22 protein-coding genes are annotated in these 22977 nt (G+C 53.5%); 13 read left to right on the forward strand and 9 right to left on the reverse strand.

Annotated features, from left to right (window positions below):
- Positions 1-2: 2 nt before the first annotated feature.
- Positions 3-926 carry a myo-inosose-2 dehydratase gene (gene iolE / locus CRO33_RS08415; protein ID WP_097117804.1) on the reverse strand — a complete coding sequence of 308 codons (924 nt, stop codon included), beginning with the start codon at positions 924-926 and terminating at the stop codon, positions 3-5.
- Between the two features lie 205 nt (positions 927-1131).
- The gene (locus CRO33_RS08420; protein ID WP_097117805.1) at positions 1132-3312 is read right to left on the reverse strand and encodes a TonB-dependent siderophore receptor; all 2181 of its coding nucleotides are present in this window, start codon (positions 3310-3312) and stop codon (positions 1132-1134) included.
- Positions 3313-3642: 330 nt separating this feature from the next.
- On the opposite strand from CRO33_RS08420, the gene CRO33_RS08425 reads away from it, so the two are divergent.
- The 5 genes from CRO33_RS08425 to CRO33_RS08445 all read left to right on the forward strand — a co-directional run bounded on the left by CRO33_RS08425 (position 3643) and on the right by CRO33_RS08445 (position 10056).
- On the forward strand, positions 3643-4833 hold the full coding sequence (locus tag CRO33_RS08425; RefSeq protein WP_255253256.1) for a glycoside hydrolase family 5 protein: 1191 nt from the start codon (positions 3643-3645) through the stop codon (positions 4831-4833).
- A 328-nt stretch (positions 4834-5161) separates the two neighbouring features.
- Positions 5162-6058 carry an ABC transporter substrate-binding protein gene (locus tag CRO33_RS08430; protein WP_058961755.1) on the forward strand — a complete coding sequence of 299 codons (897 nt, stop codon included), beginning with the start codon at positions 5162-5164 and terminating at the stop codon, positions 6056-6058.
- Positions 6055-6978, forward strand: coding sequence for an amino acid ABC transporter permease (locus CRO33_RS08435; protein WP_034827514.1), 924 nt, complete (start codon positions 6055-6057; stop codon positions 6976-6978). Before CRO33_RS08430 ends, CRO33_RS08435 begins: the two co-directional genes overlap by 4 nt.
- The gene (locus CRO33_RS08440) at positions 6971-7732 is read left to right on the forward strand and encodes an amino acid ABC transporter ATP-binding protein (protein ID WP_058961754.1); all 762 of its coding nucleotides are present in this window, start codon (positions 6971-6973) and stop codon (positions 7730-7732) included. Before CRO33_RS08435 ends, CRO33_RS08440 begins: the two co-directional genes overlap by 8 nt.
- Before the next feature lie 35 nt (positions 7733-7767).
- Positions 7768-10056: a molybdopterin-dependent oxidoreductase gene (locus tag CRO33_RS08445; protein WP_097117806.1), complete on the forward strand. Its 2289-nt coding sequence runs from the start codon at positions 7768-7770 to the stop codon at positions 10054-10056.
- Positions 10057-10093: 37 nt separating this feature from the next.
- Here the strand turns inward: CRO33_RS08445 and CRO33_RS08450 are convergent, their stop codons facing one another.
- Positions 10094-10477, reverse strand: coding sequence for a VOC family protein (locus CRO33_RS08450; protein ID WP_097117807.1), 384 nt, complete (start codon positions 10475-10477; stop codon positions 10094-10096).
- A 225-nt stretch (positions 10478-10702) separates the two neighbouring features.
- Here CRO33_RS08450 and CRO33_RS08455 point away from each other — a divergent pair, with 225 nt between their 5' ends.
- The 5 genes from CRO33_RS08455 to CRO33_RS08475 all read left to right on the forward strand — a co-directional run bounded on the left by CRO33_RS08455 (position 10703) and on the right by CRO33_RS08475 (position 14037).
- Positions 10703-11653 (forward strand): bifunctional helix-turn-helix transcriptional regulator/GNAT family N-acetyltransferase, encoded by a 951-nt coding sequence (locus tag CRO33_RS08455; protein ID WP_097117808.1) that lies wholly within the window; start codon positions 10703-10705, stop codon positions 11651-11653.
- Positions 11654-11861: 208 nt separating this feature from the next.
- Positions 11862-12086: a hypothetical protein gene (locus tag CRO33_RS08460; protein ID WP_097117809.1), complete on the forward strand. Its 225-nt coding sequence runs from the start codon at positions 11862-11864 to the stop codon at positions 12084-12086.
- 145 nt (positions 12087-12231) lie between these two features.
- A complete protein-coding gene (locus CRO33_RS08465) occupies positions 12232-12795 on the forward strand; it encodes a fasciclin domain-containing protein (protein ID WP_097117810.1) in 564 nt (187 codons plus the stop codon).
- Between the two features lie 43 nt (positions 12796-12838).
- Positions 12839-13393 carry an RNA polymerase sigma factor gene (locus CRO33_RS08470; protein ID WP_097117941.1) on the forward strand — a complete coding sequence of 185 codons (555 nt, stop codon included), beginning with the start codon at positions 12839-12841 and terminating at the stop codon, positions 13391-13393.
- Positions 13390-14037 carry an anti-sigma factor gene (locus CRO33_RS08475; RefSeq protein ID WP_097117811.1) on the forward strand — a complete coding sequence of 216 codons (648 nt, stop codon included), beginning with the start codon at positions 13390-13392 and terminating at the stop codon, positions 14035-14037. Before CRO33_RS08470 ends, CRO33_RS08475 begins: the two co-directional genes overlap by 4 nt.
- Before the next feature lie 8 nt (positions 14038-14045).
- On the opposite strand, the gene CRO33_RS08480 is transcribed toward CRO33_RS08475, so the two are convergent.
- From CRO33_RS08480 to CRO33_RS08500, 5 genes are all read right to left on the reverse strand, one after another.
- Entirely contained in the window at positions 14046-14360 is a 315-nt protein-coding gene (locus tag CRO33_RS08480; RefSeq protein WP_097117812.1) for a YicS family protein, read from the reverse strand.
- A 163-nt stretch (positions 14361-14523) separates the two neighbouring features.
- The gene (locus CRO33_RS08485; RefSeq protein WP_097117813.1) at positions 14524-15228 is read right to left on the reverse strand and encodes a helix-turn-helix transcriptional regulator; all 705 of its coding nucleotides are present in this window, start codon (positions 15226-15228) and stop codon (positions 14524-14526) included.
- Between the two features lie 171 nt (positions 15229-15399).
- The gene (locus tag CRO33_RS08490) at positions 15400-16716 is read right to left on the reverse strand and encodes an MmgE/PrpD family protein (protein ID WP_097117814.1); all 1317 of its coding nucleotides are present in this window, start codon (positions 16714-16716) and stop codon (positions 15400-15402) included.
- The gene (locus CRO33_RS08495) at positions 16713-17861 is read right to left on the reverse strand and encodes an amidohydrolase (protein WP_097117815.1); all 1149 of its coding nucleotides are present in this window, start codon (positions 17859-17861) and stop codon (positions 16713-16715) included. Before CRO33_RS08495 ends, CRO33_RS08490 begins: the two co-directional genes overlap by 4 nt.
- 14 nt (positions 17862-17875) lie before the next feature.
- Complete coding sequence (locus CRO33_RS08500; protein WP_097117816.1) at positions 17876-18403, reverse strand: GNAT family N-acetyltransferase; 528 nt, start codon at positions 18401-18403, stop codon at positions 17876-17878.
- Between the two features lie 329 nt (positions 18404-18732).
- On the opposite strand from CRO33_RS08500, the gene CRO33_RS08505 reads away from it, so the two are divergent.
- The 3 genes from CRO33_RS08505 to CRO33_RS08515 are packed head-to-tail and all read left to right on the forward strand — an operon-like array spanning position 18733 to position 22351.
- The gene (locus tag CRO33_RS08505; RefSeq protein ID WP_097117817.1) at positions 18733-19803 is read left to right on the forward strand and encodes an iron-containing alcohol dehydrogenase family protein; all 1071 of its coding nucleotides are present in this window, start codon (positions 18733-18735) and stop codon (positions 19801-19803) included.
- Positions 19804-19834: 31 nt separating this feature from the next.
- On the forward strand, positions 19835-21133 hold the full coding sequence (locus tag CRO33_RS08510; RefSeq protein ID WP_097117818.1) for an LLM class flavin-dependent oxidoreductase: 1299 nt from the start codon (positions 19835-19837) through the stop codon (positions 21131-21133).
- An 18-nt stretch (positions 21134-21151) separates the two neighbouring features.
- Positions 21152-22351, forward strand: a complete 1200-nt coding sequence (locus CRO33_RS08515; RefSeq protein WP_097117819.1) for an aminotransferase class I/II-fold pyridoxal phosphate-dependent enzyme — start codon at positions 21152-21154, stop codon at positions 22349-22351.
- A 52-nt stretch (positions 22352-22403) separates the two neighbouring features.
- Here the strand turns inward: CRO33_RS08515 and CRO33_RS08520 are convergent, their stop codons facing one another.
- Complete coding sequence (locus CRO33_RS08520) at positions 22404-22805, reverse strand: H-NS family histone-like protein (protein WP_097117820.1); 402 nt, start codon at positions 22803-22805, stop codon at positions 22404-22406.
- Between the last annotated feature and the right edge of the window lie 172 nt (positions 22806-22977).

A 22977-nucleotide genomic window follows, 5' to 3' on the forward strand; every position in this document is an offset into this window, starting at 1 on the left:
CCTTAAGCGTTTGCAGGTAAAATGTGTTGGGCAACAAAACGTTGTGCGCGAGTCACGGTCTCCAATGGGGGCGCTTTCGCCGGATCCTGCTCGGCTTCCACCACCATCCAGCCTTGATAACCGCTGCGAGCGATAAACTCTGCCAGCGGCCGATAATCAATACCGCCGTCGCCTGGCACGGTAAACATCCCTGCGAGCACGGCTTCGTTGAAGGTCATACCGCTGGCCCGTACTTTTTGCAGGCGATCCAACCGCACATCTTTTAGATGGATGTGGCAAATGCGGTCGGCGAATTCCTCAATAAGTTGCGTATAGGAGAATCCGGCAGCGGTGGCGTGACCGGTATCCAGTAACAGGCCAACGGCGGGCGAACAGGCATTTATCAACGCACGGATTTCCGGCAGTGTTTCGGCCACCATCATGAGATGGTGGTGATAGGCGAGGCGTAAATCGTATCGATCAAACAGGGCTTCGGCAAAGCGGGAAAGGCGATCGGCATAGTCGGCGACCTGACTCTCCGGCAACAAACGTCGGGTGCTCAGTGGCACATCCAGCGCGTTGTCAGCCATCCAGCCGCATTCGCCGTACACCATCACGTTGGCGCCATTTTCCTGCAGCAGGGTGGCATGGTTGTGCACCGCATCCAGCTCCTGCTCAACGCTGCGTTCGGTGAGAAATCCGTCATGCCAGCCTGACACCAGCTGCAGTTGATGTTGTGCCAACAGCTGCTTCAATGCCCCGGGTTCGCGCGGGAATATGCGACTTAGCTCGACGCCCTGAAATCCGGCCTGTTTCGCTTCTTTCAAACAGTGTTCGGCCGAGGTCCCTGCGCCGAGGTATTGCAGCACTTCATTGACCCAGGAGAGTGGGCTGACGCCGAGTTGAGGTGCGGGGTGACCTGTGCGATAAAACGCTTCTTTGATCATCGGTTATATCCTGTAGGGGAGATAGCGATGAAATTAGCGGATGCGATGTGCAGCGGCGAGCGGTTATTTGACGTAAAACCATCAAAATTTGCAGGCTTAACGTCAAAAAAATATTGATGTGATTTTGGATGGAAATTGATGGGTTAACAGGGAGATAGAAAAGCAAGTCAATAGGGGTGGCCCTTAGAAGGCCACCCATCTGGACTCAGAACGACAGGGTGACGCCAGCGTAATAGGCGCGGCCCGGTTCGTTGTAAGTTGAAGCACCTTCATCTTCACGATAAATGCGCTTATCAAACAGGTTGTTAATACCCGCATTAGCACGCAAATTTTTAGTGATGTCGTAATTGAGGTTCAAGCCGACAATGGAATATGGCTTGATTTCACGTTGTGAAAGACCTCCAGGTCTTCCCTCAATAACTGTTTCTGCATTTTGGCGCGGTTTTTGGCGGCCATACTGCGTCCAGTTGATATTGGCGCTAAGGCTATCAGTTGCTTGCCACTCTAATTGTGAGTTGATAGTAAATTCAGGAATGACCGATAGAGGATTTCCGGTCTTCTTACTTTCTGAACGGAACATGTAAGTCGCATTAGACCGCCACTCAAGTGTGTCCGCAATCAATGGAATAGTCAGGTTCCCTTCCAGCCCCTCTACAATGGCTTTGCCTCCATTCTCCCACTGAAGCACGTTGTAAGTACCATTGGTGTAGACAACATCAGTACCGGATACAATTTTGTTTTTGTAATCGTTACGGAAGTAGGTGATACCCGCGACATAACCCGCGTGGTTAAACTCTAGTCCCACTTCTTTATTGACGCTCACTTCAGGATCGAGATTGTCATTCCCTAATAAATAACATTGGGATAGGCCAATTGGGCAGCCATTGCCACGTGTTGATAGCAGGTAGCCGGGAGTTGATTGATATAAGTTAGGCGCCTTGAATGCCCTCGCAATACCCGCTTTGAGCGTAAAATAGTCGCCCAATCCTTGCGAAATATTCAGGCTTGGACTCCAGTTAGCGCCAAAAGCATCATGATAATCAAAGCGTAAACCCGGAATAATTTCAGTGCTGTCAGTGGCGGCAATATTATCTTCAAAATAAAGAGAACTTATCGTGGCGGAGTTATTACTGCTGCGCTGAGACGGATCGCCTGAACTACCTGGCAAGTAAAGGTTTGTACTTGCAGATTGCATTGACGCAGGGTCATTAAGCTCATCGCGGTTCCATTCCGCTCCCAACGTCACGGTTTGGTCCACCAATAATTCCAGTGGGAAGTTTATTTCTCCGCCAGCACGATAACTTTCCAGACGACTGGTCGAATAAACATTACTGTTGATCATCCCTTCAACACTTCCGGCAGTGCCTTCTTTCAAGCGAGTGTTATTGGTCTTCTCGTAGTTGAAATTAAGTTTGGATGTGCCCCAATCCCAGATACCGTTATGAGTGACGCCATAGCTCTGACGATATAAGCGGTTTGTTTCACTGCCGTACAGAGATTCAACTAAACCACCTGCACTGCTATTTCCATTGCTGTTCTGCGTGTCGCCCGCATAAATATTGCCCTGACGGCTATAGCCGTAGGAGAAATCAACGATCTGAGTAGGAGTGATTTTCCATGACAGTACACCGTTAATATCTTTATTACGTACCCCTTCCCGTCCCGCAGCATAAGAGCCGTTTTGAGCGGTATTGATATCATAAGCATCCGCATCGGTGCGGTTGATATTGCCATACAGACGCATGGTTAATGCATCGCCAGCCAGTGGGCCACTCAAATTGAAGTTGGCGCGACGCGTGTCACCCTCTTTACTGTTTTCGGGCTGATTGGTGAAAAGTGACAGTGATCCATGCCAGTCATTGGTCGGGCGTTTAGTGATGATGTTCACCACGCCGCCAGCCGCACCGGAACCGTAACGCGCGGCGGCTGGGCCGCGAATCACTTCAATACGTTCTACCATCTCCGCGGGCACCCAGTTGGTATCACCACGCGAGTCACGTTCGCCACGCCAGCTGTAACGCACGGAGTTACGCGAACTCACTGGCACGCCATCGATCAGGATTAAGGTGTTTTCCGGGCCCATGCCGCGAATATCAATCTGGCGGTTGTTGCCACGACTACCGCTGGCCCCGTTACCGGTCAGGTTGACGCCCGGCATTTTGCGGATGATATCGGAGAGGTCGTTAACCGGTGGGCTTTTCTCAATGTCCTCAGCGGTAATGGTGGAAACGCCAGGCTGTTGTTTCAGACCCTGTTCTGCAGTGACGATCATTGATTCATCGTCAGCCAGTTTTTCCGTGGGTTCTGCGGCATAAGCAGGTGAGGTGAGCAAGGCTGCCACAATCAGTGCAAGAGGGCGCTTCCTGACATACAAAGTTACATTCACTTAAATCTTCTCCCTGAAGTATTAACATATGTAAGCAAATGCGCATGATAATGAGAATGTTTCTCATTGTATATGCGACAAACCGGCGTCTCCTTTTTTTCTCCATGATTGGTGCTAAATGCGGGGGAAACGTGAAGAAACGTAAAGCCAGAGTGACGTTTGTGCTTAAAAAACGTTGCGGAGGAAAAGCGTTCATCAAACTGTCATCAATTCCTTGCAAATCAGTAGACTAAAATCAGTGATAACGCACAGTAACTACATGGGAATCCATTTAGCTTCGAGCCTGCACCTAAAAGGGTGCCTGGGACTCTCATAAATCAAGGAGAAAGTGTGCGCCAGATCATACAAACCTTTACATTCCTGTTACTGATTTCGTTCACTATTCCTGTTGCCAGAGCCGCCGATAAGATGGATTTCTGGCTGCAACCTCAACATGGCGGCAACAGTTTTAATCGCATTCCACCCAATACTGCTTATTTCAATGCTCTCCACACTTACGGTGCCTCTTGGGTGCGGCTCTCCTGGGATAAATGGCCCACCAAACAGCGTGATTTTCTGCTGGGCAGTGCGGATCGCTACCAGGGATTAGTGGCGGAAGATGTCGCCACTTTGAGAAATGTGCTGGATAACGCTGAGGCAGCAGGGTTGAAAGTGGTGATTACGCCGCTTTCCTTACCCGGCATGCGCTGGTCACAAAATAACGGCGGACAGTTCGACGACCGGCTGTGGCAAGACAACGCTTTCTGGCAGCAAAGTGCCCGTTATTGGCGTGACCTTGCGGCTGCATTGCAAGACCACCCTGCAGTAGCGGCATACAACATCATTAATGAACCCGCACCGGAGAAAATGGGCGGTCTGGACGAACATGCGTCTGCCGCAACCATGAAAAGCTGGTATCTGCAGCACAAGGGTACCGCGCGGGATTTACCGGAGTTTTACCGCACCGTGATTGCGGCGATTCGCGAAGTCGATCAGCAGACGCCGGTGATGGTCGACAGTGGCTGGTACGCTGCCGCCGATGCCTTCACGTATTGGCCACAGCCGCTCGAAGATAAACGGGTGTTATATAGCGTGCACATGTATGAGCCTTATTCCGCCACCAGTGCACCGAATGCCAAACGCAAAGCGCCCTGGCCTTACCCGGGTAAAGTCCCGTTTGCGGGATTGCAGCAACAGTGGGATGCACAACGCGTAGCAGAATATTTAGCGCTACCGTTTGAGTGGGCGAAATCGCACGATGTGGCCCGCCATCAAATGGTGGTTGGTGAGTTCGGTTGTGTCCGCACATTACCAGGGTGCACGCAATATCTGGAGGATGTGTTAAAGGTGCTGGATCAGCAGCAGTCGCACTGGGCGTTTTACAGCTTCCGGGAAGACAGCTGGGATGGGATGGATTACGAATTGGGCGACAATAAAGTACCGTGGCAATACTGGCAGGCTGCGGAGCAAAATTTACCCGATACCGTTCCACGCCATGCGACGAAAGAGTTTGAGCCTATACGCAAACGTTTAGAACGATAAAGTCTTGTTAAGAAGAAAACGTTCATAAGCCATGGTAAAAGCAGGCTGTTGAATACCTGACTAAATCTGAATACCTCACTTCAAACCGCGCCATCGCTGGCGCGGTCATCCCCGTCACCACGGGCGCCGAGTTCTATTCCCGAAATCTGGCAATAGATATCCGTTTTTCGCATTTGTGATCGCTGCACATCTTACTGAGAATGGCTGCGGGACGTTCTGAGGATGACAATTTCTTTTCGCTGTGAGGTGAGAAAGAAGAAAAATACATCGCTACCTCAACGCCTTTTCCCGACAGGGAAACATTTATATATATCAGGAGAAGGTTCCAGTGAAACTCGCCAAAGGTATCACCTTGCTTGCACTTGCATTGAGTGCACACACCGCGTTTGCCGCCGATCAATCCGTCCCGACTGACAGTTCACTCCATGTTAAGGCCGACCCGGCACTGAAAAGCCTGCTGCCGGCGGATGTGGTTAAGCGCGGCTACATCGTGGCAGGAACCAATCCCAACACGCCGCCGACCACTTTCTATAAAGAAGACAACAAAACCCTGGCCGGACGTGAAATTGACGTGATGAACGCCGTGGGCGAACGCTTAGGGATCCAGGTCCAGTGGCGGGACACCGGCGGTTTCGACAATATCATTCCCGGCCTGAAAACCGGTCGTTACGATGTGGCACTCTCCAATATCAACGCCACCGCGACCCGCGCCAAAATTATCGATTTCGTGAGCTATTACGATGCCAGCCTGTTGGGCATTATTTCGCGCAAAGATGCCAATGTGGCACCGTTCAAAACCCTTGACGCCGTGTGCGGCCTGGAAGTTGGCGCAGGTTCAGGCACCACGCAGGTGACGCGTCTGGAAGAAGCCAGCAAAGCCTGTGAAGCCGCGGGTAAAAAACCGATCAAAGTATCCGTATTCCCGGATCGTCCAGCCGGTGTTCAGGCCGTGGTCAGCGGTCGCGTACCGATGTTCCTCGGCCCGTACGAAGGTCTGCTGTGGCAGGCGAAGGTGATTAAACCTATCACCCTGAGCGGCGAAATCACCGTGCATGACGCGCCTGTTTCTGTGGCTTTCCCGAAAGATTCTGCGCTTGAGCCTGCGGTGCAAGCGGCACTTAACTCGCTGATCAAAGATGGTAGCTACCAGAAGATCCTCGACAACTGGGGCATCGGTTTTGGCGCGGTTAAAGAATCCAAACGTAACCAGGAAATCTTTCAATGAGTGATGTACGTGACCACACCGATGATTTGAAAATTGTCGGCAAACGTTACTACGGACGCTGGCTGAGTGCGCTGGTGGTGCTGTTGTGCGTCGTGGCAATGGCGCACTCGATGATTAACAATCCACGCTTCGAATGGAGCGTGATTGCGGAAAATTTCACCGGCGAATCGATCCTGCAGGGCGTATTAATGACGCTGCAACTGACGGCGATTTCGGTGGTGCTGGGCTTTGCGTTTGGTACGGTGCTGGCGCTGATGCGCCTCTCATCCAACCCCGTGCTGGTGGGCGTGAGTTGGTTCTATACCTGGTTCTTCCGGGGTGTGCCGATGCTGGTGCAGCTGTTCCTGTGGTACAACATTGCCGCGCTCTATCCAACGATTTCACTCTCTATTCCCGGATTGGGCGAGCTGTGGAGTACCCAGTCTAATGCGTTGGTGAGTCCATTCAGTGCGGCAGTGATCGCGCTGGTGATGCATCAATCTGCCTATGCCGCAGAAATTGTGCGTGCCGGTATCCAAAGCGTGGGAAACGGACAACTGGAAGCCGCACGTGCGCTGGGTTACCGCCCCGCGCAGATTTTCCGACACACGGTGTTGCCACAGGCGATGCGCGCCATCATGCCACCTGCCGGTAATGAAATTATCGGTCAGTTGAAAACCACGGCCGTCGTGTCAGTCATTTCGCTGCAAGACGTGTTGTTTTCCGCGCAGATCATCTATCAGCGTACCTATGAAGTGATCCCGCTGCTGCTGGTGGCGACGCTGTGGTATCTGCTGATGACCTCGGTACTGTCGATTGGTCAGTTCTACGTTGAACGCTATTTTGGTCGTGGCGTTACGCGTCGTGAAAAACGCAGCCTGTTTAAATCCTTGCCGGGCTTTAGCGCGCAAAAACCTGAAAGGAGCGTAAGCAATGGCTGAAGCGATCGCCTTACGTAAAGTCACTAAACGCTTCTCTGGCGTCACGATTCTGGACGAAGTGAATCTCGATATTCCTGCCGGTTCTGTCACGGTCATTCTTGGGCCTTCTGGTTCGGGGAAATCCACTTTGCTGCGCTGCATCAACCACCTGGAAAAACTGGATGGCGGCACCATTCGTATTGGTGGCGAAATCATTGGCTACAAGCAGAAAGGCCAGGCGCTGCATGAGTTAAGCAGCAGTGAGATTGCGCGTCAGCGTGCGCAAATTGGCATGGTGTTCCAGCAGTTCAACCTGTTCCCGCATCGCACGGTGTTACAGAACATCGTTGATGCACCGATGCGCGTGAAAAAGCAGAACCGCCAACAGGCGACCAGCAAAGCGCTGTCACTGCTTAAGCAGGTGGGGCTGGCAGGGCGCGAAGAGGAGTGGCCGCAGAATCTTTCCGGCGGACAGCAACAGCGTGTGGCCATTGCGCGCGCGCTGGCGATGGACCCGGGTGTGATGCTGTTCGATGAGCCGACATCGGCACTGGATCCAGAACTGGTGGGCGAAGTGTTGCAAGTGATTAAGCAACTGGCGCACTCCGGCATCACCATGGTGATTGTGACGCACGAGATTGGTTTCGCGCGCGAGGTTGCCGACAACATTGTCTTTATGGAAGACGGCAAAATCGTGGCGGCCGGACCCACTCAACAAGTCCTCGACGACCCGGAAAACGGGCGCGTAAGAAACTTTATTGCAACGGTGCTTTAAGCACCGTTTTTCATTTTTGACAGCCAGGAACAGTGATGACGCAAAAACCGGTAATGCACAGCGCCCACTGGGGCGCTTTTCATGCCCAGCAATCGGGCGACCAGCTCACTATCGAACCCTTTAAAGGCGATCCCGATCCCAGCCCGCTGCTGCAAAACTTTCGCACCGCTTTAAATCATCCGGCACGCGTCTCGCGCCCGATGGTGCGTCGTGGCTGGCTGGAAGAGGGCCCCGGCCCCGATCAGCGCCGGGGCAATGACGAATACGTTGCGGTTAGCTGGGAGCAGGCTTACGAATTAGTGGCGCGTGAATTGAAGCGCGTGGGCGACACTTATGGCCCAGAGGGCATTTTTGGCGGTTCTTATGGCTGGTCGAGCGCCGGACGTTTTCACCATGCGCAAAGCCAGGTACACCGATTCCTGAACACCACGCTGGGCGGCTATGTGCGTTCGGTAAACAGCTACAGTTCCGGCTCTGCTTCGGTGCTGCTGCCACATATCGTCGGCGACATGAACGAGATTGCGCGGCGCGGCGTGAGCTGGGAAGAGATTGCTCAGCACAGTGAAATCGTCATCGCCTTTGGCGGTCTGGCGCTGAAAAACTCGCAGGTGGCGAGCGGTGGATTAAGTGAACACACCGAGCGCGGTTTTATGCAGCAGGCTGCACAACGCGGCACACGTTTTATCTCAGTAAGCCCATTGAAAAGCGATCTGCCCGACGAAGCTAAAGGGGAGTGGCTGGCCTTGCGTCCAGGCACCGATGCCGCCTTTATTCTCGGTGTTCTGTCCGTATTGATTGAAGAACAGCTAGCGGATGAAGCCTTCCTCAGTCGCTACACCGTGGGTTGGCCGGAAATGGTCGCTTATATCCGTGGTGAAGAAGATGGCACGCGACGCGATGCCGCCTGGGCGGCAGAGATCTGCGGTGTCAGCGCGGCCTTTATCGCTGATTTTGCCCGTCACTTACCCGGTAAGCGTGTGCTGGTCACCGTTGCGCATGCGCTGCAACGTTCGGAGCACGGCGAACAACCGGTGTGGCTTGGGCTGGTACTGGCCGCGGCGCTGGGCCAACCGGGTTTACCGGGCGGCGGTTACACCTATGCGCTGGGCGCGTTGGGTCACTACGGTAAGCATCACAACATGGTGAGTTTCCCGGCGTTACCGCAGGGCAAAAATGGCATCGATCGTCTGATCCCGGTGGCGCGCATCTCAGACATGTTGCTCAATCCCGGCAAACCGTTCGACTACAATGGTCGCCGCCTGACCTATCCGCATATTCGTCTGGCTTACTGGGCGGGCGGTAATCCGTTCCACCACCATCAGGATTTAGCGCGACTCCGTCAGGCATTTTGCCAGCTGGATACGCTGATTGTGCATGAGATTGCGTGGACGGCCAGTGCACGGCATGCCGATATCGTATTGCCCGCGACCATGACGCTGGAGCGAGAAGATATCGGCGGTGCGCCAACCGATCGCCATCTGTTTGCTATGCAGCCGGTCGCGCAACCGCACGGCGAAGCCAAAGACGATTACGCCATTTTTGCTGAGCTGGCGCGCAGGCTGGGACGTGAAGAGGCGTTTACCGAAGGTCGCGATACGCGTGGCTGGCTGAAACACCATTACGCACAGTTGCAGCAAAAGCTGGCAACGCAACAGGTCGACATTCCCGATTTTGAACAATTCTGGCAGCAGGGCGTGCTGGAATTGCCGCAGCTTAAAGACGGTGGACGGATGATGAATGCCTTCCGCGCCGATCCGGATGCTGCACCACTGCCAACGCCGAGCGGGAAAATCGAAATCTACTCGGCGACTATCGCCAGTTTCGATTATGAAAACTGCCCCGGACATCCGGTGTGGCGAGAGCCGCAGCAAAAGCCCGATGCCGACCATCCGTTCTGGCTCATTGCCAATCAGCCCGCGACGCGTTTGCACAGTCAGCTGGATTTCGGTGATTACAGCCTGAGTGGCAAACGTGATGGACGTGAGGTATGCAGCCTGAATCTGGATGATGCGGCATCGCTGGGCATTCAAGACGGCGAGATTATTGAGCTTTACAACCAGCGAGGTCACGTACTCGCCAGCGCGCGCGTGACCGACACGGTGATGCCCGGCGTGGTTCAACTGCCGACCGGCGCCTGGTACGATCCGGTGGATCCCACTGCGCTGCGTCCGTTATGTCGTCACGGCAACCCCAATGTGTTGACGCTGGATATTGGCACGTCGTCGCTGACGCAGGGCTGCAGTGGTCAAATCACCGTGGTTCAGGTACGCAAATACACTGGAGAACTGACGCCGGTGCAGGCATTTATCCCGCCGCAAGGTTAGCGTTCTCAATGGGCGGCCGCATGGCCGCCCCAGAACATTAATCTTCTAACTGCAACCACATTACGCGCAGACGATGCCCATCAGGATCGATAGCCGTGAAGGTGTAGCCAAAATCCATCTCGGTCGGTGACTGTACAATGGTGATCTCACGGAACGCGCCCCATTCGTTGTAGAGGAAATCGACGTCGGCTTTGTGCTGCACTTTAAAAGTGATTTCACCGTTGGCCGTAAAATGTTGCGTCTCCACCGGCGGTTGAACGGTGTATTTCGACCACAAACCCAGTTTGAATCCATTCTCAATAACAAACATCGCAAAAGTGGGCGTGACATTAATCGGCTTGATATCGAACAGCGATGCATAAAAGTCAGCGCTTTTGACAACGTTCGGTACATAAAGGATGGTCATATCAGCAGTAAACATGGTTTTTTCTCCTTGTGGGTTTACGGCTGCATAGTACGAGGCGGCTGTGACAAATTCTGTCAGTAGCCGCAGCCACGCTGGAAAGTGGGTCAGTTAAGAGTGGGCGAGGTTTTACACGGAAGTCGCTAATTCAATCTCTGAGCCTGGCGTCGCCGGAAGTCAATCATTGACAAACCCTGTGTGCTAATGGTTGTATTGCGCAACCAATTTGGCAAGGTACCGTAAATGACTACTGAACTTCAAAACATAAAAAACATCCGTGTGTCATCACGTTTAATGGTGCGAGAACTGGGTTTTATGAACCAAAATCTGGCTGCAACGGATTATCCTCCCTCAGCCGTTCACGCCATGCTTGAAGTTGAACTTCATGGCTCAATGACAGCGGCTCAACTGGTGCAGATTTTAGGGCTGGAGAAGTCCAGCGTCAGCCGCATGCTCGCTAAACTCGTTGAAGCCGGAGAACTTGAAGAGAGTCCATGTTCAGAAGACGCGAGGACCAAACGACTGAGCCTCACCGGGAAGGGTAAAGATATCGTGCAGAGCATCAATGCTTACGCTGACCAACGAGTAGCAGCAGCGCTCAGAAAACTCGATCCCTTTACTCAGGACGCTATATCACAGGGCCTATCGTCATACGCCAGCGCGTTGAAAGCCTGTCGGGAAAACACCGCAGGGCAAGTGCAAAATAACGTCAAGATAGTCTCGGGTTATCATGCAGGTATGATTGGTCGTATTACAGAAATGCATGGCAGCTTTTACGCCAGAGAGCATCACTTCGGCCATTTCTTTGAAGCGAAGGTTGCTGCCGGTCTGGCTGATTTTGCGTTGCGACTGGAAAAACCCTGTAATCAGATTTGGCTGGCAATGTTGAATGAACGCATTGTCGGGTCAGTTGCCATTGACGGTGAAGATCTGGGAAATAATGAGGCGCATCTGCGCTGGTTCATCCTTGACGACGGGTGTCGTGGTAGCGGATTGGGCAGAAAACTGATTTCAGAAGCGACGAGATTTTGTGATGAACAGAAATTCGCTTCAGTACAGTTATGGACGTTTAATCAACTTACCGCGGCCAGACGATTGTACGAATCATTTGGATTTGAATTGTCAAAAGAATGGGAGGGCGATCAGTGGGGAAGCCCCCTTACTGAGCAACAGTTCAGCAGAAAAATCGTTTAGGCATGCTGGATTATCGACACAGTTTTGACAGTTTTTTTCTGGATGGGTTACCAGCGAATATCTCTTTGCCAAAATTACCGCTGTAGGACGTGCTCGCTTTAACAGCATCTGTCAGGAGCATTACGTGAACTTTTAGTCGCGCTCGCGCTCAATATCCTGATAATGCACGCAGGATTAATTATTTGAACGCGGTAAACGGAGAGATGAAATGGTCAATGACTACTTTGCACCACCCCCAATGGGTATGACGCCAGAACAACACAAGCGAACCATCGCTGTGGCGGCCGCTTTAGCGGTGGCGAAGGAATCCGTCAGCGCTTCAACCTCTGCCAGCGGTTCAAAAGCGTCGTGGGATCTTCAGGCGGTAGCGAATGAAATTTCTAATCTGGCTGATGCCATTCAGGACGCCCTGGAACCTGAAGACGAGATGTAAAGCCAGCGAACCCTCACATGACGGTGTTTTAAACCGTTTTGTGAGGGGCGAAATTTTTTTATTTTTCTCTGCATCCAGTTGGCCCCCTCCTTACGTATATCCCGTTGTGAGCAAATTCTTCGCTCCCCTACAACGAGGATTTATGATGAAAAAGCTAATCACCACCGCAGTCATCTCTGGCGCGCTGATGTTCTCCGCCACGACTTTCGCAGCCATGAACTCTGATTCTGTCATGGTTGGCGGTGCCGCTATGTATCCGCAGAAAAACATCATTGAAAATGCACTCAATTCTAAAGATCACACTACGTTAGTGGCCGCAGTGAAGGCAGCAGGTTTAGTGGAAACACTCGAAGGAAAAGGGCCTTTCACTGTGTTCGCGCCAACCAACGCCGCGTTTGCGAAATTGCCTGCTGGCACCGTGGATAATTTGGTAAAACCAGAAAACAAAGCCAAATTGACCAGCATCCTGACCTACCATGTCGTGGCCGGTAAATACGATATGAAAGCGCTGGAGATGAAAATTAAACAAGGTGGCGGTCATGCGGAACTGAAAACCGTTAACGGTCAGCCTTTATGGATTATGAGCAACGGTCCTCACAATATTCAGTTGAAAGATGGCATGGGTAATGTGGCCAATATCAGCACTTATGATGTGAACCAGAAAAATGGTGTGATCGACGTCATCGACACCGTCCTGATGCCTAAGTAATTGTCTATACTCGAAAGGCATTTCAATGCCTTCCGGGAAAAACATGGATAACGTTTTGGCTCAACAGCAGGTGAAATTATTGCGGGCGATTGCGCAAGGCGATCGCCCGGCATTTGAACAACTGTATCGACTCACTTCTCCGCATTTGTTTGCAGTTGCATTGCGCACTTTACGCCAGCCAGCCTGGGCAGAAGAAGTGCTGCATGATTGCTTCCTCACCATCTGGAACCGAGCCGACAGCTATGATGCCGCACTCAGTGCCCCCATGACATGGATGACGCATATTGTGCGTAACCGCTGTATCGACTGGTTGCGCAGTGGGCAGGCGCGTGAAGCGCTGGCGTCAGAGGAATACAGTGACAGTACTCAGGAAACGGATGCTGATAATACAGAGCAGCCATTTGATGATTCGCAGGCGGCCCGTTTACAACATTGCTTGCAGCACCTTAGCAGTGAGCAACGGCAAAGTGTGACGCTGGCTTACTATCAGGGGATGTCGCACAGCGATATTGCCGCCTGGTTACAACAGCCGGTAGGGTCAGTGAAAAGTTGGATCCGTCGTGCGATGGAGCATCTTCGGGAGTGCGTGGGCCTATGAACAACAACAAGCAAAATGATGACGCGCTCGCGGCCGAATATGCATTGGGAACACTGCGCGGCAATGCCCGTTTGCGCTTTGAACGGCGGCTACAGCAGGAACCTGAACTCGCCGCGAAAGTCGCCAGCTGGCAGACGATGTTAACCGGATTAGATACGCACTTGCGGCCTCAAACACCGCCTGAACGCGTCTGGAAAAAGATCACGTTAAGCCTGCCGGCTAAAACTCCGGTTAAACGCGCCAATCCTTACCTGGGTTGGCTGGTTGCTGCGGGTCTGGCGGCCATTACGCTGGTCTCTTATTACAACTATCGCCCGGAAGAATTCGCACCGCTGATTATTCTCGGTGATGCGCAGCAGCAGGGGCAGTGGGTGGTGAGCCGCAGTAGCGATAGCCGCTATCTGCAACTCGCGCCGCTGAAACCCGTTGCCATTGCGACAGCTGACAGTCTGCAGCTATGGCTGATCCCTGCCGGCAAACAGCCGGTTTCATTAGGGCTGCTGGCAAACAATTCAGCCACTCGGATCGAGATGGATCAAAAAACGCTGGCAGCAGGGACAACGATTGCGATCAGTCTTGAACCTCAAGGCGGTTCGCCAACGGGGTTGCCAACGGGGCCGGTTTTGTACAGTGGCTTACTCTAGCGCGGCCTCTACTTTTTTGCTGGCGAGAACATCGCCAGTTTTGGGCAGCTCACCTGTTCAATATGCTGGTGGTAGCCAGACTGATCCTTCTTCTTCAGGGCATCAGCGGCGTTCACTATCGCATCGTGATTCTCTGAGCTATTCAGAAACACCTGTTTAATGCGTTCATTCGGTATCTCTTGCGCCAGATGGCAGTGCGCGCGCAGATCGGTGATGATCTGCTGCTCTCGTAATGCGTAGGACAGGTTGCTGTAGGGTGACTTAGCCACAGAAATAAATGAAACCATGACCAGCAATGAGCAAGAGCCAATTTTCCAGAACATAGTGCCTCCGTTGAGGGTGCTGAGGCTTTAGCAGTGTGCTAAAGCTGCGGCGATGCTATGCATTGAAGCGTGGTCGATGATCAGTGGTTTCGAAAGTTTTTTTCATGGTTATCAGAGATAGCGCAAAACAAAATGAAATACTGCTCGTTGTGGGCTTCAAACATCATGCCTCACGATAGCCATTCTGTTCCCGCAACTGGTGGTAATCCTTCCAGCGCTTAAGTAATTGAAAACGCGTTCCAGGATACACCTCATCACTCGCCTGAATTTCTTCAATACGATCAACGCGGAAGTTGCGAAAATCCTGGCGCAACTCACACCAGCCGCACAGTAAGCGGACGCGATCGAAATAGCCCAGCACCACCGGCCAAATCACCCGGGTTGAAGTGGCGTCTTTCAGATCTTTGTATCGTAAGGTGATCTTGTTGCGCGTATGGATTGCCTGGCGAATTTCGGGCAGATGAGTTTCAAACAGCACTTCACCACGTGTGGCAACCAGCAGCGATTGATGATCGAGCGCGTGAGATAAATGTTCCGGCAATACGGCGTGGATTTTAGCCAGCGCATGTTGTGCGGCAGATTTCAATTCGGCATCGGTATGGCGACTGACCCAGTCCAACCCCAACGCCAGCGCATCGAGTTCATGGCGCGAGAACATCAGCGGCGGGAGATGGCCATCTGATTTCAACAAATAACCTAAACCCGCGCTGCCCTCGATTTCCACGCCTTGCTGCTGCAAGCTGATAATGTCGCGATAGACGGTGCGCACACTTACGCTGAGTTGCTCCGCAAGATGCTGCGCAGTCACCGGATAGCGGTGACAACGTAACAATTGTACAAGCTCCATCAGTCGCTGGGTTTTGGTCATGGTGTGTGCCTAAGCTAAGAGTCTGGCAGTCAGGAGCAGTCCAGCCGCACGCACCAGAGTTGACTCCAGCGCAAGTGCGGCGACCTGTAGATTAATACGGCACTCGTCATCCCGATAGACGCAACTTCGTCTGTAATGTGGTGAACTAAAAGCGCTGCAACGGACGTGATATTAAACGCGTAATAACTGCTGCAGCACTGCCAGATCAGCGGTTGTCTGCAATGCGCTGCTTTGCAGCACCTGTTGCCGTCGCTCGCCCGATTCCTGATGCAGTGCCAGACGCAATTTACCTTCAACGTCCACACCATCGGCCAGCGATTGCTGACGGGTGCGTCGCTGTTGCAGCCGAGTGCCATCGCGCAAGGTAAGAGTGACCAGATGAAAACGTAATGCGGGATTAATGGCATCTGGCGGTGCGGTGTCGTCAGGTTCTCGTCTCACTTTCGCTGCCAGTGGCATCACAGCATGATTAAGATCGCCTTCCGCAAAATCTTCCAGCCGCAGATCGTTATAAATCAGCATTGCGGCAATCACGTATTCCAGACTGAAACGCGCTTCAATCCCATTGGTGGGCGATGTGACGGAAGCGGCAATATCGCCCCCTGGCGGGAAAGCTACGCTGATATCGGTGATGTTATCCAGCAGCGCTTCCAGCGAATTGCCGTTGGCTAACCAGCCATCACGCAGAATGCGCGCGGCTTCCGCTGCGCTATGCGTTCCGGCGCAGGTCGGGAAGGGTTTGTACTCCAGACCCGGCGTCACGATGCGCCACGGCTTGCCCCAATGCGCGACCAATTTTTCAGGTTGAGCTGCGCCGTTGCTGCTGGCCGCAATGAAAGCCTCAACCACGCCATCCTGTTTGCCATCGAAACCGGCCAGCGTCAGCTGGGCTGCAGTAACCGCACGTTCCGCCGCTAAACCCGCGTGGAGCGGTTTGACAGCGGATCCGAACTGCGCACGCAGCCCGCTGGCCTGGGTGGTGGCGATACCGATTAGCGTGGCAGTTGCGCTGACCTCCAGTTTCAGTAAACGCGCCAGTGCTGCTGCTGCGGCAATGGTGCCCAGCGTCGCGGTATTGTGATGACCTAACGCATAATGCTGCTGGCTGGCGGCCAACCCAAGCCGTCCGGCCATTTCCACACCGATGGCGTAAGCATCAAGGAAATCATCAATCGCTGCCGCCTTTTGCTGCTGCCAGGCAAACAGGGCAGGCAAAATCACCACGCTGGGATGACCGCGAAAATCAGCGTGGAAATCATCGTAATCCAGCGCGTGAGCGGCATAACCAAGCAGCAACGCCTGAGAACGTGGGCCGCCATCGCCATAAACGGTTCGTAGTGCCGGCAAGCCGCTATCCGGCACCTGGCCTTGCAGCACCGGCCAGCTGACAGCGAGAAAATCCTTTACCCCTTCGCGCGCGGCTTCACGTGCAGCGGCATCGGGTTGGCTATGAACGATAAGTTCAGCGAGGGCAGCGGTGATACTCATTGTGGCGCCACACTGTTCAGTGCCGCGACGGCGAGATTGGCCAGGTAACGTGAGGTCGGCAGCAGCACATCATCGTTAATACGAAATGCCGGATGATGCAGCGCATAAGGTTCACCGGTGCCAATCATCATAAAGGCACCTGGCAACTGTTGTTGATAGAAAGCAAAATCTTCACCAATCGGGCTGGCCTCTACCACGCGCGCTTCAAAGCCGCTGGCCGCTGCCTGTTGCAGCGCGAAATCGGCCCAGTGTGCATCATTCACCACCGACGGTGGACCTGCATGCCAATTGAACTCAACGTTGGCAGCAAAGGCCGCGCCAATTCCCTGCACGATCTCGCGGAAGCGTTGCTCCAGTCGCTCGCGCGTCTCCTGTGAGAATGAACGCACCGTGCCTTCCAGCCACGCGCTGTCCGGGATGACGTTCCAGGTACTGCCGCTGTGAATCTGGGTGATCGATACCACTGCATTGTCGCCGGAAGGCGCATTACGGCTGATCAGCGTTTGCGCCGCAGAAACAATTTGCGCGGCGATCACAATCGGATCGTTGCCCTGATGCGGTTTCGCAGCGTGGCTACCGGTGCCGATGATCTTGATATCAAAGCGGTCGACGGCGGCGGTCAGTGGGCCGGCTTTGCTGCCAATCACGCCCGGTGGTAATGAAGGATCGTTATGAATGCCGAAAATAGTTATCGCATCCTGCAGTGCGCCGGTAGCAATCACATCCGGCGCGCCCTGGCCGGTCTCTTCGGCGGCCTGGAACAGAATACGTACGCGGCCCGATAAATTCGCTTCCTGCTGTTTCAGCAGAATCGCCGCGCCTAAGGCTGCGGAACTGTGGAAGTCGTGGCCGCACGCGTGCATCACCCCCGGACGTTCTGAACGGAACGTGACATCAGACTGCTCTTCAATAGGCAGTGCATCAATGTCGGAACGCAGCACGATCAATGGCCCAACAACAGGACCTATCTCAGCCACCAATCCGGTTTTCAGCGGAAGTTCCAACACGCGAATCTGGTGCTGATCCAGTTGCTGGCGAATACGCGCGGTGGTTTTGAACTCTTCATTGGAGAGTTCTGGAAAACGGTGTAACTCATGGCGGAAGGCAATCAAATGTTGACCCAATGCGCTCTCATCAAAACTCATTATTTGCTTCCTTGTTATTCGGCCTGACGTGTCATCCACGCATCATGCGCGCTGTCATCCAGCACTTTCTTCATATATTGGGTGATGTGGCCTTTGCCGAGATCGGTGGTATGCATCAACTGGAAGCCGCGTTTTTTATACATCTCGATCAGCCACGGATGGCTGGTGGCGGTGCCCAGTGATACCGCAGGTGCGCGCAGTTTGCCTAGCAGGATCTCGTGTTCCAGCCGGTCCTGTACCTGGCGGCCATACTGTTTGCCGGGATAATCGGGATGGGCACCGAACCAGCCAATATGCGGCAGACCAAACGGGCCTGGCAGCGGCCCCCACGGATAGCGCACGGTGACTGAGGAAACCATCACACCTTCCGCGTAGAGCGCATAAACGCCGTGGCTTTGCATGTGACGCAGCGTCTTTTCACGGTCTGCTGTGGCGGCATCAAATTTGATGCCCAGTGCCAGCGTCGGCGCATAGGCGGCGTGCATCAGCGCCTGATAGGTTTCAACCTCATCTTCTCTAACCTGACGAAATTCAAGTGACATAACTATCCCCGGAAAAACCGCCTGGAAGCGGTAAATTGAATGCAGATTGAGCAGCGCATAGCGGTTGAAAAAGCGCAATTTAAAGTGCTAATTCAAAATACCCAGCGTGCTAAGCAACTCAGAATATCAGTAATGCCTTGTGCTTCTATATGTGAAAAATGACTAAGCTAATGCGAATTTGTGAAAATGAAATGGCGGCTTTTCCATTGCTTATATCGCGATTTACCGTAGTATGCATAAATTACATAGCGCTATAACTATTTCGCATTAACCCCATGAAATAAAATAACTTTTCTCGTTATAGCCTTATTCTTAATCAGGGTGACGACGTGTTAGCGATCAAATCTCCGCGTGCTTATGCACATGAAGCTGGCCTGCGTAAGCGTGCTGGTGAATTTATCAAACCTTATGCCACACATATCCGCATTTTCACTTCTCCCCATGCCTGGCAAGCGGTTAACCCGGAATTAAGCCAGAGTTTAGAAACCAACGGTATCCGCTGGGAGTTGGAGTATCTGCACGGTGAATGCACCGATGCCGTGATCGAAGCGCTCAAAACCAACGTTGAGCAACAGCAAGCAGAACTGCTGTTTGCCGTGGGCGGTGGGCGCGTACTGGATGCCGCTAAAGCGGTGGGTAGCCAGTTACCGGATCTGAAGGTGATTAACTTCGCTACTTTGGCGGCGACCTGCGCTGCATGGTCACCGGTTGCCATCATTTATAACGAGCAGGGCGGCCACGTGCGCAGCCAGCCGCTGGGGAAAATGCCGGAGCTGGTGCTGGTGGACAGTGAAGTGATCGCCTGCAGCGATGTGCGCTATCTCAAAGCGGGTATTGTCGATGCGCTGGCGAAGTACTACGAATTTGCCCCTTACCTGCGCAGTAACCCGCACGATCTGGCGCTCGATCTCAAAGTAATGACGGCGCAACGAGCGCTGGATGTTTATCGCCAACTGGGTGAAGCCGCCGTCAGCGCCAATGAAAAAAAGCAAGTCACGCCGGAGTTGGTGAAGGTGATTGATGCCAACATCGTACTGGCAGGCCTGGCGAACAGCGTGCGCGATCAACTTCCCACCCCCGGCTTTGCTCATGCCATTCATAACCGTCTGACGCACCAGCCTGAGCTGCATCATTGGCTGCACGGCGAGAAGGTTGGCTACAGCCTGCTGGTGCAATCGCTGATTGAAAACGATGGTGTGCCTGATGCAGAACTGCTGGCACTGCTGCGTCAGTACGCGATGCCATTGACGCTGGCGCCGCTGACCGGCGAGCGCGCGGCGGCGATACGCACGATTGCAGAACAGATTAAATTTCCGGCGGCCAGCGCTGAACGTCTGCCGTTCCGCATTCATGCGGATGCGTTAGAACAGGCGCTGCTGGCAACCGAAAACCGTTTCTAACTTTTACTCTTTTATCGACCAGGACAACTTCATGGCTACTGCACAACCACAACGCATCCGCTTGGGCCTCTTCGTACAACCAGTCGGACAACACGTCAGCGGCTGGCGTCTCACGGAAAAACTCGGCGATCCCACTGACATTGACTGGCTGATCACCATCGCAAAAAAAGCCGAAGCGGGTAAATTCGATCTGTTCTTCGTCGGTGATGCGCTGGCGACCAGCATGTACCGTTTGCCTTCGACCATGGCGCGCCTTGAGCCGCTAACCATGTTGTCGGCGCTGGCGGTGAACACCAAACGTATTGGCCTGGCAGCGACGGCATCCACCACTTTTAGCGATCCATTCACCATGGCTCGCAGCTTCTCGTCGCTGGATCACATCAGCCGTGGTCGCGCAGCGTGGAACGTGGTGACGTCGTTCTCCACCGACGTGGCGCGTAACTTTAGCCGCAGCGATATGCCAAACCACGCCGAGCGCTATGCACGTGCACGTGAGTTCCTCGAAGTGACCAACAAGCTGTGGGAAGGTTGGGAAGCGGGGGCGGTACAACCGAACAAAGAGACCGGTGAATACTTCGTTAATGACAAAATTAAGTCGATTGATCATGACGGCGAGCACTTCCAGGTACAGGGTCCGCTGAACATCACGCGTTCTCCGCAGGGACGTCCGGTGATCATCGAAGCCGGTTCATCTGCAGACGGTCAAAAACTGGCGGCCGAAACCGCCGAAGTGATCTTCACCGCTGCCGCCAGTCTGGAAGAGGCGCAAACCTTCTACCGCTCGCAGAAAGATCAGGTGATTGCCGCCGGGCGTAATCCGGATCATGTGGTGATCATGCCGGGCGTGATGCCGATTGTCGGACGTACCCGTGAAGAAGCCAAAGCTCTGTGGAAAGAGCTGAACACGCTAGTGGATATCGAAAACGGTCTGCGTCAGCTGTCGCTGCGTTTCAGCATGGATCTGAGCCAGTATCCGCTGGATGGTCCGGTTCCTGAAGTGCCGCTCGGCGAAGGTAACCAGAGCCGCGTCAAATTAATGACGGATATGGCGAAGCGCGAAAACCTGACCTTGCGTGAGCTGGCCGCCGTGGCAGCCGGTTCGCGTGGCCATCGCGTGATTGTCGGCACCGCAGAAGACATCGCCGATGACTTTGAGCTGTGGCTGAAAGAGGGCGGAGCCGATGGTTTCAACATCATGCCTGCCATCATGTCAGAGCAACTGGATCTGTTCGTCGAGCTGGTGATCCCGGAACTGCGTCGCCGTGGTCTGTTCCGCGATGATTACGAATTCGCCACGCTGCGCGAGAACCTCGGTTTGCCCGCGCTGTAAACCATTTAGGAGCTGAACATGGTCACCTTATCAAAGCGTGTGCAGTCTGTGTCGCTCTCTGCCAATGCCGCGGCGCGTCAGTTGACGCGCCAGCTGAAAGAGCAGGGCGTGGATATTCTGGATCTCACCACCGGTGAGCCGGATTTTGATACGCCACAGCACATCCGTGATGCTGCCGTTGAAGCTATGAATAATGGTGAGACGCGCTATACGCCGACCAATGGCACCACGCCGCTGCGTAAAGCGGTGCAGGCCAAACTGGCACGTGAAAATCAGCTGGATTATGCGTTGGGGCAGATTTGTATCGCCAACGGGGCGAAGCAGATCATCTTCAACGCCTTCGCTGCCACCTTGAATGACGGCGATGAGGTGATTGTGCCGGTGCCATACTGGCCGACGTTCCCGGATAGCGTGCGTTTTAACGGCGGCGACGCGGTGCTGCTGGAGTGCCCGCTGGAGCAAGAGTACAAGCTGCAGCCGCTGCAGCTGGCGCAAGCGATCACCGACAAAACCCGCTGGCTGGTGCTGAATAATCCCGGCAATCCATCCGGTGCGGTGTATAACGCCGCAGAATTAATCGCACTGGCAGCGGTGCTACGTGACCATCCCAACGTATGGATCATGCTGGATGAACTGTATGAGCACATTCTGTTTGATGGACGTGAACACGTTAGCCTGTTGCAGGTAGCGCCAGATTTAGCCGAGCGCATTCTGCTGGTGGGCGGCGTGTCGAAAACTTATGCCATGACCGGCTGGCGCATCGGCTTTGGAGCCGGTCCGCAAGCGCTGATTGATGCCATGGTGGTGGTGCAGTCGCAGAACAGTTCTGGTGCCTGCGCCATCAGTCAGGCGGCAGCGGTAGCGGCGCTGAACGGCGGCCTGGATTTCCTGCCACCGCAACGTGCGGCCTATCAGGCGCGTCGCGATGCGATTATGGCGCAGCTAAGCCCGGTTGAAGGCATTGAGGTGCTGAATCCCGAAGGGGCGTTCTTTATCTTCTGTCGCTGTGCTGGCCTGTTGGGCAAATCGCGTGCTGATGGACGTACGCTGGAAAGCGAACAGGATGTGCTGAATTATCTGCTGGAGAGCGGCGTATCTGGCGTAGCGGGCAGTGCGTATGGCTTGTCACCGTATTTCCGTTTGTCGATTGCCACGGATATTGAAAGCGTGCGCGAAGCCGGAAAACGCATTGCGGCAGCCTGTGCAGTGTTGAAATAGGGATTTAATCGGTCGCCAGGAATGGCGACCCTACAATATCCATGCGGATCGTTTAAATCAGAAACTCATCCATCGAACCGCCCGCATCTAATACGGATTTGATCGGTGAAGGTGTACGACCCTGACCAGTCCAGAATTTTTCCTGACCGTTTTCGTCGGTGAACTTATATTTCGCCGGACGTGGAGCGCGTTTCGCTTTCGGTTTGGTTTCGCTCTGGTTTAATTTCGTTAATTCACTAATATCGATGCCATCATTCAGCAGCATCTCTTTATACAGCGCCAGTTTTTCTTCTTTTTCGCGCTGAGCGGCATTATTCGCTTCCGCTTCTTCACGGCGTTCTGCAACCACCACGGCGAACTTTTCCAGCATTTCGTCTAATACCGCAATCTCAACATCACGCGCATGGGCACGCAGCGTACGAAGATTGTTCAATGCTTTGAGTGCATCGCTCATGAATAAACCCTTATAACTTATATAACGAAGATGAAAGGGGGCATTCTACGTTAATTTTAATCAAATGAAAATATTACCCATAATGCAGAATTGTCCGGAAAATAAGCTTTCAGCAGAGTGGTGTCAATATCGAACAATAAGACATAAAGCAGATATTTCACTCAAGCCAGTC

The sequence above is a fragment of the Pantoea sp. GL120224-02 genome, assembly GCF_900215395.1.
Lineage (GTDB): Bacteria > Pseudomonadota > Gammaproteobacteria > Enterobacterales > Enterobacteriaceae > Pantoea > Pantoea communis.